Genomic DNA, 14,938 nt, shown 5'->3' on the forward strand with positions numbered 1-14,938 from the left:
ATCAGTTAGGTTTCCAAAGTCGATTAGGATTGCCGAGCCGTGACCGCGCCGAATACTGGTCAAGGGCTTGCCTATTAGAGCTGATCGGTAATTCTCAAAAAGTTCTTTGTGCAATGTTCAGAATTCCAGATGCGGCGATTGCATCGCGGAGGCCAGCATCACCGCATAGTCATTTTTATTAACGTCGACGGCGCCGAAGGTCTTCAGATGTTCGGTGGTGAATTGCGTGTCGAGCAGGGTGAAGCCGCTGTCACGTAACCGCTCGACCAGATAGACGAGGCAGATCTTCGAGGCGTCGGTGCGGCGGGAGAACATGCTTTCGCCGAAGAAGGCCGAGCCGAGGGAAACGCCGTAAAGGCCGCCGACCAGCCAGCCGTCCTCCCAGGCCTCGACGGAATGGGCATGGCCCATCCGATGCAGCGTGGAATAGAGCGATCGGATGGTATGGTTGATCCAGGTGCTCGGCCGGTCGGAGGTTGCCTCGGCGCAAGCCGCGATCACCGCGTCGAAATCATAGTTGAAGCGGATGTCGAATGGCTTCCTGCGGATGGTCTTCGCGAGGCTCTTCGAAACATGGAAGTCATCGAGCGGCAGCACGCCGCGAAGTTCCGGTTCGACCCAGAAGATTTCCGGATCATCGGCCGATTCCGCCATGGGAAACAAACCGATGGAGTAGGCGCGCAGGAGGATCTCCGGGGTGATGCCTGGGGACTTCCTGCGCGATCCTGCCATCCCGTTATGCCGAATGGTTGGCCAGGTAGTGCTCCAGCCAGTGGATATCATAATCGCCGTTGGCGATATCCTGATTGGACACAAGATCCTGGAACAGCGGTAGCGTCGTCTTGATGCCGTCGACGACGAACTCGTCGAGAGCACGGCGCAGACGCATCATGCATTCCACACGCGTCCGTCCGTGCACGATCAACTTGCCTATGAGACTATCATAGTACGGGGGGATCTTATAGCCTTGGTAGGCGCCGCTATCGATACGCACGCCGAGGCCGCCCGGCGCATGGAAATGCGTGATCGTACCGGGCGAGGGCACGAAAGTGCGCGGATCCTCGGCATTGATACGGCATTCGATGGCGTGGCCCTCGAACGTGACCTCCTCCTGCTTGACGGAGAGGCCACCGCCGGACGCGACGCGGATCTGCTCGTGCACGAGGTCGATGCCGGTGATCGCTTCGGTCACCGGATGCTCGACCTGCAGGCGGGTGTTCATCTCAATGAAATAGAACTCGCCGTTCTCGTAGAGGAATTCGATCGTGCCGGCACCGCGATATTTCATCTTCTTCATGGCGTCGGCGCAGACCTGGCCGATCTTCATGCGCTGCTCGACGTTGAGCGCTGGGGAGTTTGCCTCTTCCCATACCTTCTGGTGGCGGCGCTGCAGCGAGCAGTCGCGTTCGCCGAGATGGATCGCATTGCCTTCGCCGTCGCCGAAAACCTGGACTTCGATGTGCCGCGGCTTGCCGAGGTACTTTTCCATGTAAACCGCGGGATTGCCGAAGGCGGCAGCCGCTTCCGAGCGGGCCGTGTTCAGCGCTTCGTCGAGATCGGCCTCGGTCTTGGCGACCTTCATGCCGCGCCCGCCGCCGCCGGCCGTTGCCTTGATGAGAACCGGGAAGCCGATCTTGCGGGCCGTTTCCAGCGCATTCTCGGCAGTAACCTCACCGTCGGAGCCCGGAACGACGGGAATGCCGAGTTGCTGTGCCGTCTGCTTGGCGGTGATCTTGTCGCCCATGAGGCGGATATGCTCCGCCGTCGGCCCGATGAAGGTGATGCCATGGGCTTCGAGGATATCGGCGAACTTGGCGTTTTCCGAAAGGAATCCGTAGCCGGGATGCACGGCGTCGGCGCCGGTGATTTCGCAGGCGGCAACGATCTGATGGATGTTCAGGTAGCTATCGCGCGACGGCGGCGGGCCGATGCAGACGCTCTCGTCTGCAAGGCGCACATGCATGGCATCGGCGTCGGCTGTGGAGTGCACGACGACGCACGGGATGCCGAGCTCCTTGCAGGCGCGCAGCACGCGCAACGCAATTTCCCCGCGATTGGCAATGAGGATTTTGGAGACCATGACGCCCGCCTTATTCGATGACGACGAGGAGCTGGCCATATTCGACGGGCTGTCCGTCCTCGACTAGGATCTCCGTAACCTTGCCGGACTTCGGAGACGGAATCTGGTTCATCGTCTTCATCGCTTCGATGATGAGCAGCGTCTGGCCTTCCTTGACGGTCGAGCCTACTTCGATGAAGGCGCGGGCGCCCGGTGCCGGAGCCATGTAGGCGGTGCCGACCATCGGTGCGTTGATGGTGTTCGCCGGGTTACGCGCCGCTGCTGCCGGAGCGGCAGCCGGTTGCGGTGCGGCTGCGGAAGAAGCGGCTGCCGGATAGGCCGGCGCGGCGATCGGCGCCTGGACATACTGCGTGGTGCTGGCGCGCGAAACGCGGATGCGCAAATCTTCCTGCTCGACTTCGATTTCCGTCAGGTCCGTGTCGTTGAGGATGTTTGCGAGATCGCGGATCAGCGCCTGATCGATACCTTTTTTCGTCTCAGCCATGAGTGTGCCCTGTCTTCTTCTTATGCCGTGAGGTTCTTCAGCGCCTGCAGCGCCAGGATGTAGCTATAGGGGCCAAAGCCGCAGATAACGCCCTTTACAGCCGGCGCGATCATCGATTTGTGGCGGAATTCTTCGCGTGCATGCACGTTCGAGATATGGAGCTCGATCACCGGAATGGAAATGGCGCGGATTGCATCGTGCAGCGCAACCGACGTGTGCGTATAGGCGCCGGCATTGATCGCAACGCCTACCGCCTTGTCTTGCGCCTCGTGGAACCAGTCGACGAGGACGCCTTCGTGATTGCTCTGGCGGAAATCGATCTCGAAGCCAAGGTCACGGCCGGCCGCCTTGCAATCCGCCTCGATATCCTTGAGCGTCTTTCCACCATAGATGCCAGGTTCTCGTTTGCCGAGCATGTTCAGGTTAGGTCCGTTCAGGACGAAAATAGTCTGCGTCATCGAATGTTCCGTCAAAATCACGAGGGCCACCTATAGACTCCCCATGTCTTTAAAGAAAGCCCCTTGGGGAGGGCGGCCGAAATCGTGCCATATTTGTCCACATGGCTGAAACACTTGGATTTTGGCGAATTGATGGGCGCCGCCTCAGCAGCTCGTCTTCCCGCAGGCGCGCATGTTTTTCACCTTGGCCTCAAGATCGTCGAAACCGACCGCGCCCTGCACCAGCTCGTTGCCGATGACATAAGATGGGGTGCCGCTGATGCCGAGCTTCTGCGCCAGCTCGTAGGCTCCTTCGACGGAGGCGGTGTCCGGGCTCTTCTTCATTTCGTCACGGATCTGCGTCTCGCTGACGCCGAGCGATGTTGCGACTGCAATGGCGCTGTCCTCGTCCGCACGGCCGTCGCCGCCAAGCAGGGCGACATGGAACTGTCCGTACTTTTCCGGAGCGAGCTTGCGGAAAGCATCCGAAACCTTATGGGCGGCAACCGATTCCGGCCCGAGGATCGGGAATTCCTTCAGCACGAAGCGGACGTTCTTGTCCTTTTCGAGCATGGCCTGCATGTCGGACAGGGCGTGACGGCAGTAGCCGCAATTGTAGTCGAAAAACTCGACGATGGTGACGTCGCCCTTCGGATTGCCGATCGTCATGTCGTATTTCGCGTTGAAGATATCCTTGCCGTTTTCAGCGATCGCCTGATTGGCTTTCACGGAGCGGGCTTCCTGCTGCTTCTTCTGCAGGGCATCCTGCACCTCGAGCATGATCTCGGGGTTCTGGATGAGGTATTCCTTGATGAACTCGCCGAACTCCTTCTTCTGCGCGTCATCGAGGGCAGCTGCTGGGAAGGGCAGGGCAACGCTTGCTGCGAGCGCGAGGGCGGTGAATGTTTTCGCAAAGAAGGTCATTTTGATCCTCGTCTTCGGCAGATGGGCCGATTTTGCTGCGATTCACTATCGCCGCGTTCCCAGGTTGAGCCCCAAAGCATCACGTTAAGGCGCGAGCTACAGTCCTCAAACAGGATTTTTTCGCAGGCGCGACGCAATCGCGGGATTGTGATGAACTCAATATTGCGGCAATTGTCTGGTCGCAAGTGAACATCCGGAGATATGCAGCCTTGTTTTCCGTATCGAAACGCAGCGAAGTCGATCCTTTCCACGCCATGGACGTGCTGGCGGAGGCGACCAGAAGGCGCGCAAAGGGCCATCCGGTCATCTCCATGGCCGTCGGCCAGCCTTCCCATCCAGCACCGCAGGCAGCGCTCGAGGCGGCGCGCGCAGCGCTGGTCGACGGCAAGATCGGCTATACCGATGCGCTCGGCACCGCGCGGCTGAAAAGCGCGCTTTCCTTGCACTACCGCGACCGGCACGGGCTGGACGTGGACCCTATGCGGATCGCCATCACAACGGGTTCGTCGGCAGGCTTCAATCTTGCGTTTCTCTCGCTTTTCGATGCCGGTGATGCCGTGGCGATCGCAAGGCCCGGCTATCCGGCCTATCGCAACATTCTCGGCGCGCTCGGCCTGAAAATCCTCGAAGTGCCGGCGACGGCCGAGACGCATTTCACGATGACGCCGGAAAGCCTGGAGGCCGCGCAGCGGGAAAGCGGCGTGAGACTGAAAGGGGTTCTGCTTGCAAGCCCGGCCAACCCGACGGGCACGGTGACGGGAAGGGAGGCGTTGAAGGCGCTGGCCGATTATTGCGCCGCCAACTCGATCGCCTTCATCTCCGACGAAATCTATCATGGCCTGACATTCGCGGGCGAGGAGACGAGTGCGCTCGAACTGACCGGCGAGGCGATCATCATCAACTCCTTCTCGAAATATTATTGCATGACCGGCTGGCGGATCGGCTGGATGGTGCTGCCGGAGCGGCTTGTCCGGCCCATCGAACGCGTAGCGCAGAGCCTCTACATCTCGCCGCCGGAACTTTCCCAGATCGCCGCAACGGCGGCGCTGGGTGCTGCTGCGGAGCTCGACGTCTACAAGGCGAGCTACGCCAGAAACCGCGATTTCCTGATGGGGCGGCTTCCCGAAATCGGGCTTTCGATCGCTTCGCCGATGGACGGCGCGTTCTATGCCTATGTCGATGTCACGCGCTTCACCAACGACAGCATGGCGTTTGCCAAGCGGATGCTGGCGGAAATCGACGTGGCCGCGACACCCGGATTCGACTTCGATCCGCTCGAAGGCAACCGGACGATGCGCATGTCCTATGCCGGTTCCGAAGCCGAGATCGCCGAAGCGGTGGAACGCATCGCGGGATGGCTGAAATAGGCTCTGCTTCCCGTGGCTTGTAAGCAGTTCTGAAAGCATTTTCGGAAGTTCTTGAATGAGGCCATTGGCGCGCATGGCTTTCCGTTCACGCGATGGATTCCATCCGTGCCTTGCATCTGCATTTCAACTCGGACGGGGCGCTGGAAATTGCCGCGTTGAGTAGAAGTATATGGCGCTTCCCAGCGCCCCGTTCGGCGGTTTTTATCCGCAACTTCGGCCTCTCTGCTCGGATCCGGCACCGCCGGTCCGTCTGTGTGCCCCACAGGCACGCCCGAAATCACCCGGCCGGCATTTTCGCCCGGCCGCCGTTCCGGAGGGAGACCATTTTCTGCGGACCCCGGCTGTAGGAGCTTACGTCGTTCTCCTGCAGCCGGCGCCGGTCCCGTCTCGCCGCGACGCCTCGCGGTGTATCCGTGACGGAACGGCGCGATGATGACACAGGTCTTGCGGGCGCCGATGAAACGAGCAGGCGGCAATTGATTTTGCTGGGTTTTCGGCGTTTGTCGTGCGCGGGGTCGCTCCCCCTCACCAACAAAATCTAAGCCTTGGCCGATGGCCAAGGGCAAGATTTTGTATCCTCTCCCCGAGGGGAGAGGAGGGGCGGCGAGGCCTTCTCCACCGTCATTCCTGTGACAAGCACAGGAATGAGGGAGCTTGGGATGGGTGGCGGTGGCGGACCGTCCAGCAAACGTTCCGATTCCAAATCCATTTGACGTTACGGAAGAAACTCGCTCAGTCTGGTGGCGCCAACGGAGAACAGGCGAATGTCCGGCGAAACCAACCTCAACCGGCTTCTGGCGTCGATGCAGCCGAGGCTGCAGGACGCGACCTACGTCTTTGCGACTGTGCCGGACGGGGCGGACCTTCCGGCCGGACTTGAGGCGGTGATGACGTTCCGGGAAGCGGAGGGAGTAACTCTGATCCTGGAGGAGAGCGAGGCCCTTCGCGCCGGGCTTGCCGGAACATTCCGCTCGCGGATGATAACGCTGGAAGTTCATTCTTCGCTGGATGCAGTGGGCTTCCTCGCGGCGATCACGGCCCGCCTGGCGGAAGCCGGAATGGGTGTAAACCCGGTCTCCGCCTTCTATCACGACCATCTCTTTGTGCCCGAGCATCGGGCAGCAGAAGCCATGCAGGTGCTGCAACGGTTATCGCAAGATGGTTGAAAAAGGCGGGAACTGATCCGCTGCCTCAGAGTTTACATAGGTCTTTTCCTATATTCGGTCTTTGAATATGGAGGCTTTGCAATGCCACTGCAAAGGCTAGCCAGATACCGCTTTCTCCGGCGGATTGCGCTCTATATGCTTCGAGCGTTGGGGCCGGGCGATATCGTTGTTCAGCATCATTGGTGGCCTGATGTTTCGCTGAGCCTGCACGCCTATAAGCATCGCGGATATTGGTTCAAAGGAAAGCGGCGCGAGCGGCATGTCATGGAGAGGCTCGCGCAGCTTGTAAAGGCTGGCGATACGGTTATCGAAATCGGTGCCCACATCGGCTATCTTTCGATTCACTTGAGAAAACTCGTCGGTGATGCGGGAAGGGTGGTGGTTTTCGAACCTGGCCCTAACAACCTTCCGTATCTGCAAAGAAATACCCAATCCTTTTCCAATGTAGAGATCATCGACGCCGCATGCGGCGATCGAGACGGGGGTTATCGACTTTTGGATCGAGTCGCTTTCGGGGCAGAACAACTCCCTGAATAAAGACTACAAGAATTTTCAGCAGAATCGCGCAAATGCTTTCAGTAATGCCATGATGGAACGTGTCCGCGTTGATATGGTTCAGGTAGACACATTTCTGGCCGCCACGGGCCTTCGTCCGGCTTTGCTCAAGATCGATGTGGAGGGGGCCGAAAGGCTTGTGCTTCGGGGAAGCCTGCGTTGTCTGTCGGAGATACGGCCGCTGGTCGTGGTGGAAGTTACAGAAAATGCGGACGAAGTCGTCGAGATTTTCAAGGCGAGCGGCTACGCGATCCATGACCGAAGTCATCCCGAATGGATATGTGTCCCGTCCGAGCAGTCCGGTGTTGTAAACTCGTCTCCTCGCCGCTCGGAGATGCTTGGCCTGCTGCGAAATACCGGGACATAGAGTCCATTGAGGACGCCGGCATATAAAAATCCGGCCGCGTCGCCGCGGCCGGATTTTTGTCATTTGATTGCGGGAAGGGCTTCTTAGAAGAAGCCGCGGCGCTGCCACCAGCCGGCTTTTTTCGGCTTGCCGTCGGTGTCACCCTCGGCCGGTTCCGTCCGGGTGGATTTCACTGTGGGGGCAGCGGACGAGGAGATGTTCGATTCGCGGTTGGCGCGGACCGGCTTTGCTTCTTCCTCTGCCGGTGTCGCGAGATCGGCTGAGGCCTCGACGGTCTCCGCTTCCGCCTCGGCAACGGTCTCTGCTTCTACGACCGGCTCTTCGACGGGAGGGGCGGCTGCCTTCCGGCGGCCGCGGCCTCTGGCGGGTTTCACGGCTTCCGCGACGACGGCGTCAGCTTCGATCGCTGCCATTGCGGCCTGCGCTTCACCGGCTTCCTCGGCAACAGCCTCGACAATTTCGGCCTGTGTTTCAGCTTCGGCGCCATCCTCGATATCGGCGGCGGTTTCATCACCGGCTTCGGCGCCTTCGATGAGCTCTCCACCTTCCTCGCGGCTGCGGCGGCCGCCACGCTTGCCGCGGCGGCGACGCTTGCGGCGCTGGGACTCTTCGCTATCGGCACGCGCTTCGGTAGCGGCTACTGCCGCCTCATCGCTCTCGCCGCCTTCGTCGTCGCCTTCATCCTCGTCGCCGGTTTCGCCGGAAACGGCCTCCTGGGCGGAAACCTGCTCGCCGGTGCCGTTGCGGCCACGACGGCGGCGGCGGCGCTTGCGCTTGCGGCCGTCGCCATCGCCTTCGGCGCGCTGCTGCGGCGCGCGCTCGGCGGCTGCCGGCTTGTCCTCAAGCTCCTCGTCTTCGTCCTCTTCCATCTCGATGACCATATCGTCGTCGTCATCATCAGGGATGGCTGCGAAGTTGAAGAGGCTTTCGATCTTGACCGGGTTTTCGACCGGCTCGCCGCGATCGATCGCGAAATGCTGCGAACCGACGGCGCTGTCGGCATCGATGATGATCGAGACGCCGAAGCGGCTTTCATAATCGACAATCGTCTGGCGCTTGTGGTTGAGCAGATAAAGCGCGATCTCCGGCGTGGTGCGCACGGTGATGTTGTGCGTCGTGTTCTTCAGCAGGTATTCCTCGATACCGCGCAGGACATGCAGCGCGACCGAGGACTGCGAGCGCACGTGGCCGGTGCCGCCGCAATGCGCGCAGACCTGCGTCGTCGATTCCAGCACCGAAGCGCGGATGCGCTGGCGTGACATTTCGAGCAGGCCGAAATGCGAGATGCGGCCGACCTGGATGCGCGCGCGGTCGTTCTTCAGGCATTCCTTCAGCTTCTTCTCGACGGCGCGGTTGTTCCGCTTTTCTTCCATGTCGATGAAGTCGATGACGATGAGGCCGGCAAGGTCGCGCAGACGAAGCTGGCGGGCGATTTCTTCCGCGGCCTCGAGGTTCGTCTGGAGTGCGGTATCCTCGATCGAATGCTCGCGGGTCGAACGGCCCGAGTTGACGTCGATCGAAACCAAGGCTTCCGTCTGGTTCATGATCAGGTAGCCGCCGGACTTCAGCGTCACCTGCGGCTGCAGCATGCGGTCAAGCTGCGCCTCGATACCGGAGCGCGAGAAGATCGGGTGGATGTCGCGATAGGGCTGAACCACCTTGGCATGGCTCGGCATCAGCATCTTCATGAAGTCTTTCGCTTCACGATAGCCTTCCTCGCCGGCAACGATGATCTCGCCGATGTCCTTGTTGTAAAGGTCGCGGATCGAGCGCTTGATGAGCGAGCCTTCCTCATAGACGAGGCAGGGGGCGGTCGACGCCAGCGTCAGCGTGCGGACGTTTTCCCACAGGCGCATCAGATATTCGAAGTCGCGCTTGACCTCGACCTTGGTGCGGTTCGCACCAGCCGTGCGCAGGATCACGCCCATGCCCTGCGGCACTTCGAGCATCCGGGCAATTTCCTTCAGGCGCTTGCGGTCCTGCGGATTGGTGATCTTGCGGGAAATGCCGCCGCCGCGCGCCGTGTTCGGCATCAGAACCGAGTAGCGGCCTGCGAGTGAGAGGTAAGTGGTAAGGGCAGCACCCTTGTTGCCGCGCTCTTCCTTGGCGACCTGCACGAGCAGGATCTGGCGGCGCTTGATGACTTCCTGGATGCGGTACTGCTTGCGCGGCTTGCGCTGCACGCGATCGGGAACTTCCTCCATCGCGTCTTCGGCGCCGACGGATTCGATGACTTCCTCTTCCTGGTCGTGATCGTCGTCGTCATCGTCGTCGTTGCGGCGGCGGACGTCGACGTCTTCGGAGATCGAGTCCGTTTCGACCATGGCGGCCATTGAACCGCCGGCGGGACCTTCGTCCTCATTGTCGACGACCGAGGCGGAAGGGGCCTCTACGTCGGTGGGGATAGCATCTTCGGTGGGCGTGGCTTCGACGACTGCCTTCTTGCGGCTGCGGCGCGGCTTGGCCTTCTTGGCCGGAGCCTCTTCGGCAACAACGGCTGCCTCCGCGGCCGGAGCCTCGACTTCAGCCGGAGTTTCCACTTCAGCCGTCGCGGCCCCCACGGAGGTATCAGCGCCCTCCGGCTCTTCCGTGGGCACGATGCCGATATCCGGCTGATCCTGCGTCGAGGGGTCGCTCACCGGCGCTGTTTCGACATGCTCGACATCGTCGTCGCGGCGGTGCTCCTCGGCCTCGGCGCGAAGCAGCGCCTGACGGTCGGCAAGCGGGATCTGGTAATAGTCGGGATGGATTTCGGCGAAGGCCAGGAAGCCGTGCCGGTTGCCGCCGTAGTCGACGAAAGCCGCCTGCAGCGAGGGTTCGACCCTCGTCACTTTTGCGAGATAGATATTACCGCGTATTTGCTTCTTGTGCTGCGACTCGAAGTCAAATTCTTCTATGCGGTTCCCGCGAACGACAACGACGCGCGTCTCTTCCTCGTGAGACGCGTCGATAAGCATTTTGTCTGCCATGTAAGGTGTGCTCCTCGGCGCAGCCGGAGACGCGGATTCTCACCTGGAGGGGTGAGTCGGTCTAGCGTGAGTGCGCCGGATGATGAAAGTCGCGCTTGATTCGGGCCGGACGGCAGCAGCCAGGCGACAGCGGGGAGATTAGCCTTCCCGGGCCTGTAGACTTTGGATGAAACCTGCTGCGAAACCATTATGACCAAGCGAGATCGACAATACTTAAGACCCCTTGGGGTCCGATGAGTTTGCTCCTCAGAGCGTTTGGTGGCTATCCACCGATGAAGTTTCCGCATACGCCGGAAAATTCAGGATCTATGTACCGGGGAGAGAAGCGCGTAAGACGGCGGACGATTGCCGGTTGTGGCGCCAGGTCCTTGGTGGGGTGGCAGCCTTCGCGGCGACTCTATCCCGTCAACACTTCTAACCTGAAAATCGTTGTATGGTTTCTCTGTCACAATAGCAAGGGAAAAGCCAAATGCGCCATAATATTGATGGATTTAAAAACACATAGACAATGGGGAGCAGCGGTCTGATTCGGCGGGCGGCCACAGACGCTGAAAAAGCATTGCGCGCGTAAACAGAACGATAGATAGGGTGCGGCGATCGATTGTTTAAGAGAGTACGGCGCGCAATGGCGGAATCCAGCAAGCGGAAGATGAGATTAGTTTACGCGCTCGCGGCTGCGCTTTCGCTCCAGGCCGCCATCGCCGTTGCCGCCGGCCCGAACAAGCCGGAGCCGCTGCTTGCCTATGCCGCGCGTATCGTCGGTGACGACGCCCGAACCCGCGTGGTCATCGATTTCGACCGGCAGCCGAGTTTCTCCGTCCACTACATCGCCAATCCGGTGCGCATCGTCGTCGATCTGCCGGCGACCGCGTTCGGCTTCAAGGCCGACGATCTCGGGGCGAGGGGCCTTTTCAAGGACATCCGCTACGGCACCATGGACGAGAACAGCGCCCGCATCGTGCTGATGGCCATCAAGCCGGTGAAGCTGGCAATCGCCAAGGTGCAGGAGGATGAGGACGGCAAGGGTCATCGCCTCGTCCTCGATGCCGAGAGGGTCAGCAAGGAGGAATTCGCCACGCTCGTCAAGGCGCAGTCCTGGAGCGATCCGGCAACCACGCCGCAAACGGCGAGTGCAAAGCCCGCGCCAGATACTGCAAAGCCCGGCGATTTCATCATCGCCGTCGATGCTGGCCATGGGGGCATCGATACCGGTGCGATCGGCGCCGACACCAAGACGGAAGAAAAGCAGGTCACGCTGGCCTTTGCCAAGGCACTGGCCGACCGGCTGAATCGCGAAGCCGGCATCAAGGCGTTTCTCACCCGCAGCGACGATGAATTCCTGTCGCTTGCCGAGCGCGTGCAGATCGCCAGGGAGAACCATGCGGGCCTTTTCATCTCGCTGCATGCCGATACGCTGAAGCAGAAGGATATTCGCGGCTCGACCGTCTATACGATATCCGACAAGGCCTCCGACAAGCTCGCGGCCGACCTCGCCGACCGCGAAAACCTCTCCGATCAGATCGCCGGTAAGGAGACCGTCGCCGAACCGCCGGCCGTGGCGGATATTCTGCTCGACCTGACGCGGCGTGAAACCCAGGCCTTCTCGATCTCGCTTGCCGAGAGCGTGCTCGGCTCCTTCAAGGACCAGATCAGCACGATCAACAATCCGCACCGCCATGCCGGATTCCGCGTCCTGCAGGCGCCCGATGTACCCTCGATCCTGCTCGAACTCGGCTTCCTCTCGAATGTCGACGACGAAAAGCTGCTGCTGGACGACAAATGGCGCGCGAAAGTGGTGGACCGGCTGACCGATGCGGTAAAGCACTACCGCTCCTCGTTCGTTGCGAACGGCGGCTGAGGCCCTGGCTAGCAATGACTAACGTGACTAAGATGTGACACCCGGAGCGAAAGCAGAAGGAAGAATGGGAATAGGGCGTGCAAGCCCTATTTTCCTCACATTCAGGCCCTTACTCACGGCTATGTTTCTGGGACGCGGGGCGGATTTGGCTTGTCGCAATGCTGCTCATGGAGTAAGCCCGCGCAACATGCAGAAATGCTATCCTCCATGCAATGATACCGCCCGCGCCATTTGAAGGTTTGGAATACCGGTAGATGATAAGACTTCTTGGATATTTCTTCGGGATTGCCTGCGTCATGTTTCTTGGCGCCGCGGCTGTCGTTGCCGTCTATCTGGCAAACGTCGCGAAGGATCTTCCCGATTACGAGGTCTTGAGCAGCTATGCGCCGCCGGTCACCACCCGCGTTCATGCTGGAAACGGCGCGCTGATGGCCGAATACGCCAAGGAGAAGCGTCTTTTCCTGCCGATCCAGGCTATCCCGGACCGTGTCAAGGCGGCTTTCCTTTCGGCCGAAGACAAGAACTTCTATAACCATCCGGGCATTGACGTGAGCGGTCTTGGGCGCGCCATCCTTGTCAACCTGCAGAATTTCGGCTCCGGGCGCCGGCCGGTCGGCGCCTCGACGATCACGCAGCAGGTGGCGAAGAACTTCCTCCTGACGTCGGACCAGACCATCGACCGCAAGATCAAGGAAGCGATCCTCTCGTTCCGCATCGAGCAGGCCTACAGCAAGGACAAGATCCTCGAACTCTATCTGAACGAGATCTTTTTCGGCCTGAACTCCTACGGCATTGCCGGCGCAGCGCTCACCTATTTCAACAAGTCGGTCACCGAACTCACCGTCGCCGAAACGGCCTATCTCGCCTCGCTGCCCAAGGGCCCGGCGAACTATCATCCCTTCCGCCATCCCGAGGCCGCACTGGAGCGCCGCAACTGGGTCATCGACCGCATGGTCGAGAACGGCTACGTCAGCAAGGCTGATGGCGAGGACGCCAAGAAGCAGCCCCTCGGCGTCACGGCCCGCAATAACGGCCCGTCGCTCTTTGCTTCGGATTTCTTCGCGGAAGCCGTTCGCCGTCAGTTGATCGATCAGTATGGCGAGAAGACGCTCTACGAAGGTGGTCTTTCGGTCCGTACCTCATTCGATCCGCAGATGCAGCTTGCGGCGCGCAAGGCGCTGCAGGACGGCCTGACGACTTACGACGAACGTCGCGGCTTCCACGGTGCGCTGAAGAAGATCGACACCACGGCCGACTGGGGCAAGGAACTCGCGGATGTTCCGGCGTTCTCGGACGTGCCGGAATGGCATCTCGCCGTCGTGCTTGCCGTCTCGCCCGAAAGCGTCGATATCGGTCTTCAGCCGGACAAGGACGGCGCCGGCAAGGCTTCCCCCGACCGCGAGCGTGGGACGATCACCGCCAAGGACATGCAGTGGGCCTATCGCTCATCGACCGGCGAACGCAAGACGGCCAAGTCGCCGGAAGGCGTGCTTTCGGCTGGCGACGTCATCTATGTCGAGCGGCTGGGCGGTGAAAACTCGACCTCCTACCGTCTGCGCCAGCCGCCGAAGGTTCAGGGCGGTCTCGTCGCCATGGACCCCAAGACCGGCCGCGTTCTCGCCATGGTCGGCGGTTTTTCCTACGGCCAGTCGGAATTCAATCGCGCGACGCAGGCGATGCGCCAGCCGGGCTCCTCATTCAAGCCGTTCGTCTACGCTGCGGCGATGGACAACGGCTATACGCCGGCTTCGGTCGTCAGCGACGATCCGCTCCAGATCCAGACTGGCAATGGCCAGGTATGGGCGCCGGACAATTATGAAGGCGAGGGCGGTGGCGCCAATACGCTTCGCTTTGCCATCGAGCACTCACGCAACCGCATGACCGTGCGCCTTGCCAACGACCTCGGCATGAACGTCGTCGCCGAATATGCAGATCGCTTCGGTGTCTACGACAAGATGCCGCCGCTGCTCGCCATGTCGCTCGGCTCCGGCGAAACCACCGTGATGCGAATGGTTTCCGCCTATTCCGTCATCGCCAACGGCGGCAAGCAGATCAAACCGACGCTGATCGACCGGATCCAGGACCGCTACGGCAAGACGATCTTCCGGCACGAGGAGCGCGTCTGCGAGGGCTGCAATGCCGGCGAATGGCAGAGCCAGGAAGAGCCTGTCGTCGCTGACAACCGCGAGCAGGTGCTCGATCCAATGACCGCCTATCAGATCACTTCCATGATGCAGGGCGTGATCCAGCGCGGCACCGCCGCCGGAAAGATCGACCTCGGCGGCCGCGACGTCGCGGGCAAGACGGGCACGACCAACGACGAGAAGGACGCCTGGTTCGTCGGCTTCACGCCGGACCTCGTCGCCGGTCTCTACATCGGTTTCGATTCGCCGAGCACGCTCGGCCGGGGCGGCACCGGCGGTGCTCTTGCCGCACCTGTTTTCAACGAGTTCATGCAGGTCGCCGTCAAGGATATGCCTGAATCGAAGTTCGTCATTCCGCAGGGCATGAACCTCATCCCGATCGACCGGAAGACCGGCATGGCGGCCATGGAGGGTGACCCGAACACCATCATCGAGGCCTTCAAGCCCGGTACCGGGCCGGCCGACAACCTGTCCGTCATCGGCATGGACAGCACCATGGCGCCGGAGGAAATCCTGAAGACCTCGCCGCAGGCCAACCAGGCCGTGCAATCGGGCGCCGGCGGCCTGTACTAGGGGCTTGCTGAGCA

The 14,938-nt window shown here is 60.8% G+C and carries 12 protein-coding genes; 6 read left to right on the plus strand and 6 right to left on the minus strand.

Annotation, left to right across the window (positions count from 1 at the left end):
- Positions 1 to 117 precede the first annotated feature (117 nt).
- The 5 genes from aat to HGP14_RS07670 form a co-directional block, all read right to left on the minus strand.
- Positions 118 to 732 carry a leucyl/phenylalanyl-tRNA--protein transferase gene (aat, locus tag HGP14_RS07650; protein ID WP_168829252.1) on the minus strand — a complete coding sequence of 205 codons (615 nt, stop codon included), beginning with the start codon at positions 730 to 732 and terminating at the stop codon, positions 118 to 120.
- 4 nt (positions 733 to 736) lie between these two features.
- Positions 737 to 2,080 carry an acetyl-CoA carboxylase biotin carboxylase subunit gene (accC, locus tag HGP14_RS07655; RefSeq protein WP_168829253.1) on the minus strand — a complete coding sequence of 448 codons (1,344 nt, stop codon included), beginning with the start codon at positions 2,078 to 2,080 and terminating at the stop codon, positions 737 to 739.
- A gap of 10 nt (positions 2,081 to 2,090) precedes the next feature.
- Complete coding sequence (gene accB, locus HGP14_RS07660) at positions 2,091 to 2,564, minus strand: acetyl-CoA carboxylase biotin carboxyl carrier protein (protein WP_168829254.1); 474 nt, start codon at positions 2,562 to 2,564, stop codon at positions 2,091 to 2,093.
- A gap of 20 nt (positions 2,565 to 2,584) precedes the next feature.
- Positions 2,585 to 3,022 carry a type II 3-dehydroquinate dehydratase gene (aroQ, locus tag HGP14_RS07665; protein ID WP_168829255.1) on the minus strand — a complete coding sequence of 146 codons (438 nt, stop codon included), beginning with the start codon at positions 3,020 to 3,022 and terminating at the stop codon, positions 2,585 to 2,587.
- Between the two features lie 144 nt (positions 3,023 to 3,166).
- The gene (locus tag HGP14_RS07670; protein WP_168829256.1) at positions 3,167 to 3,925 is read right to left on the minus strand and encodes a DsbA family protein; all 759 of its coding nucleotides are present in this window, start codon (positions 3,923 to 3,925) and stop codon (positions 3,167 to 3,169) included.
- A 209-nt stretch (positions 3,926 to 4,134) separates the two neighbouring features.
- On the opposite strand from HGP14_RS07670, the gene HGP14_RS07675 reads away from it, so the two are divergent.
- The 4 genes from HGP14_RS07675 (at position 4,135) to HGP14_RS36185 (ending at position 7,380) form a co-directional block, all read left to right on the plus strand.
- Positions 4,135 to 5,292 (plus strand): pyridoxal phosphate-dependent aminotransferase, encoded by a 1,158-nt coding sequence (locus tag HGP14_RS07675; protein WP_168829257.1) that lies wholly within the window; start codon positions 4,135 to 4,137, stop codon positions 5,290 to 5,292.
- 764 nt (positions 5,293 to 6,056) lie between these two features.
- Entirely contained in the window at positions 6,057 to 6,458 is a 402-nt protein-coding gene (locus HGP14_RS07680; protein WP_168829258.1) for an ACT domain-containing protein, read from the plus strand.
- A 264-nt stretch (positions 6,459 to 6,722) separates the two neighbouring features.
- Positions 6,723 to 6,995 carry an FkbM family methyltransferase gene (locus tag HGP14_RS36630; protein WP_409527068.1) on the plus strand — a complete coding sequence of 91 codons (273 nt, stop codon included), beginning with the start codon at positions 6,723 to 6,725 and terminating at the stop codon, positions 6,993 to 6,995.
- Positions 6,988 to 7,380, plus strand: coding sequence for an FkbM family methyltransferase (locus HGP14_RS36185; protein ID WP_281408081.1), 393 nt, complete (start codon positions 6,988 to 6,990; stop codon positions 7,378 to 7,380). The genes HGP14_RS36630 and HGP14_RS36185 overlap by 8 nt, the downstream gene beginning before the upstream one ends.
- Before the next feature lie 83 nt (positions 7,381 to 7,463).
- Here HGP14_RS36185 and HGP14_RS07695 read toward each other — a convergent pair whose 3' ends face one another.
- Positions 7,464 to 10,349, minus strand: coding sequence for a ribonuclease E/G (locus tag HGP14_RS07695; protein WP_168829260.1), 2,886 nt, complete (start codon positions 10,347 to 10,349; stop codon positions 7,464 to 7,466).
- A 649-nt stretch (positions 10,350 to 10,998) separates the two neighbouring features.
- Here HGP14_RS07695 and HGP14_RS07700 point away from each other — a divergent pair.
- Positions 10,999 to 12,207 carry an N-acetylmuramoyl-L-alanine amidase gene (locus tag HGP14_RS07700; RefSeq protein WP_409527065.1) on the plus strand — a complete coding sequence of 403 codons (1,209 nt, stop codon included), beginning with the start codon at positions 10,999 to 11,001 and terminating at the stop codon, positions 12,205 to 12,207.
- 254 nt (positions 12,208 to 12,461) lie between these two features.
- Positions 12,462 to 14,924, plus strand: coding sequence for a penicillin-binding protein 1A (locus HGP14_RS07705; protein WP_168829262.1), 2,463 nt, complete (start codon positions 12,462 to 12,464; stop codon positions 14,922 to 14,924).
- Positions 14,925 to 14,938 lie beyond the last annotated feature (14 nt).

The sequence above is a fragment of the Rhizobium sp. P32RR-XVIII genome (genome assembly GCF_012641395.1).
In the GTDB taxonomy this organism is placed as follows: Bacteria; Pseudomonadota; Alphaproteobacteria; order Rhizobiales; family Rhizobiaceae; genus Rhizobium.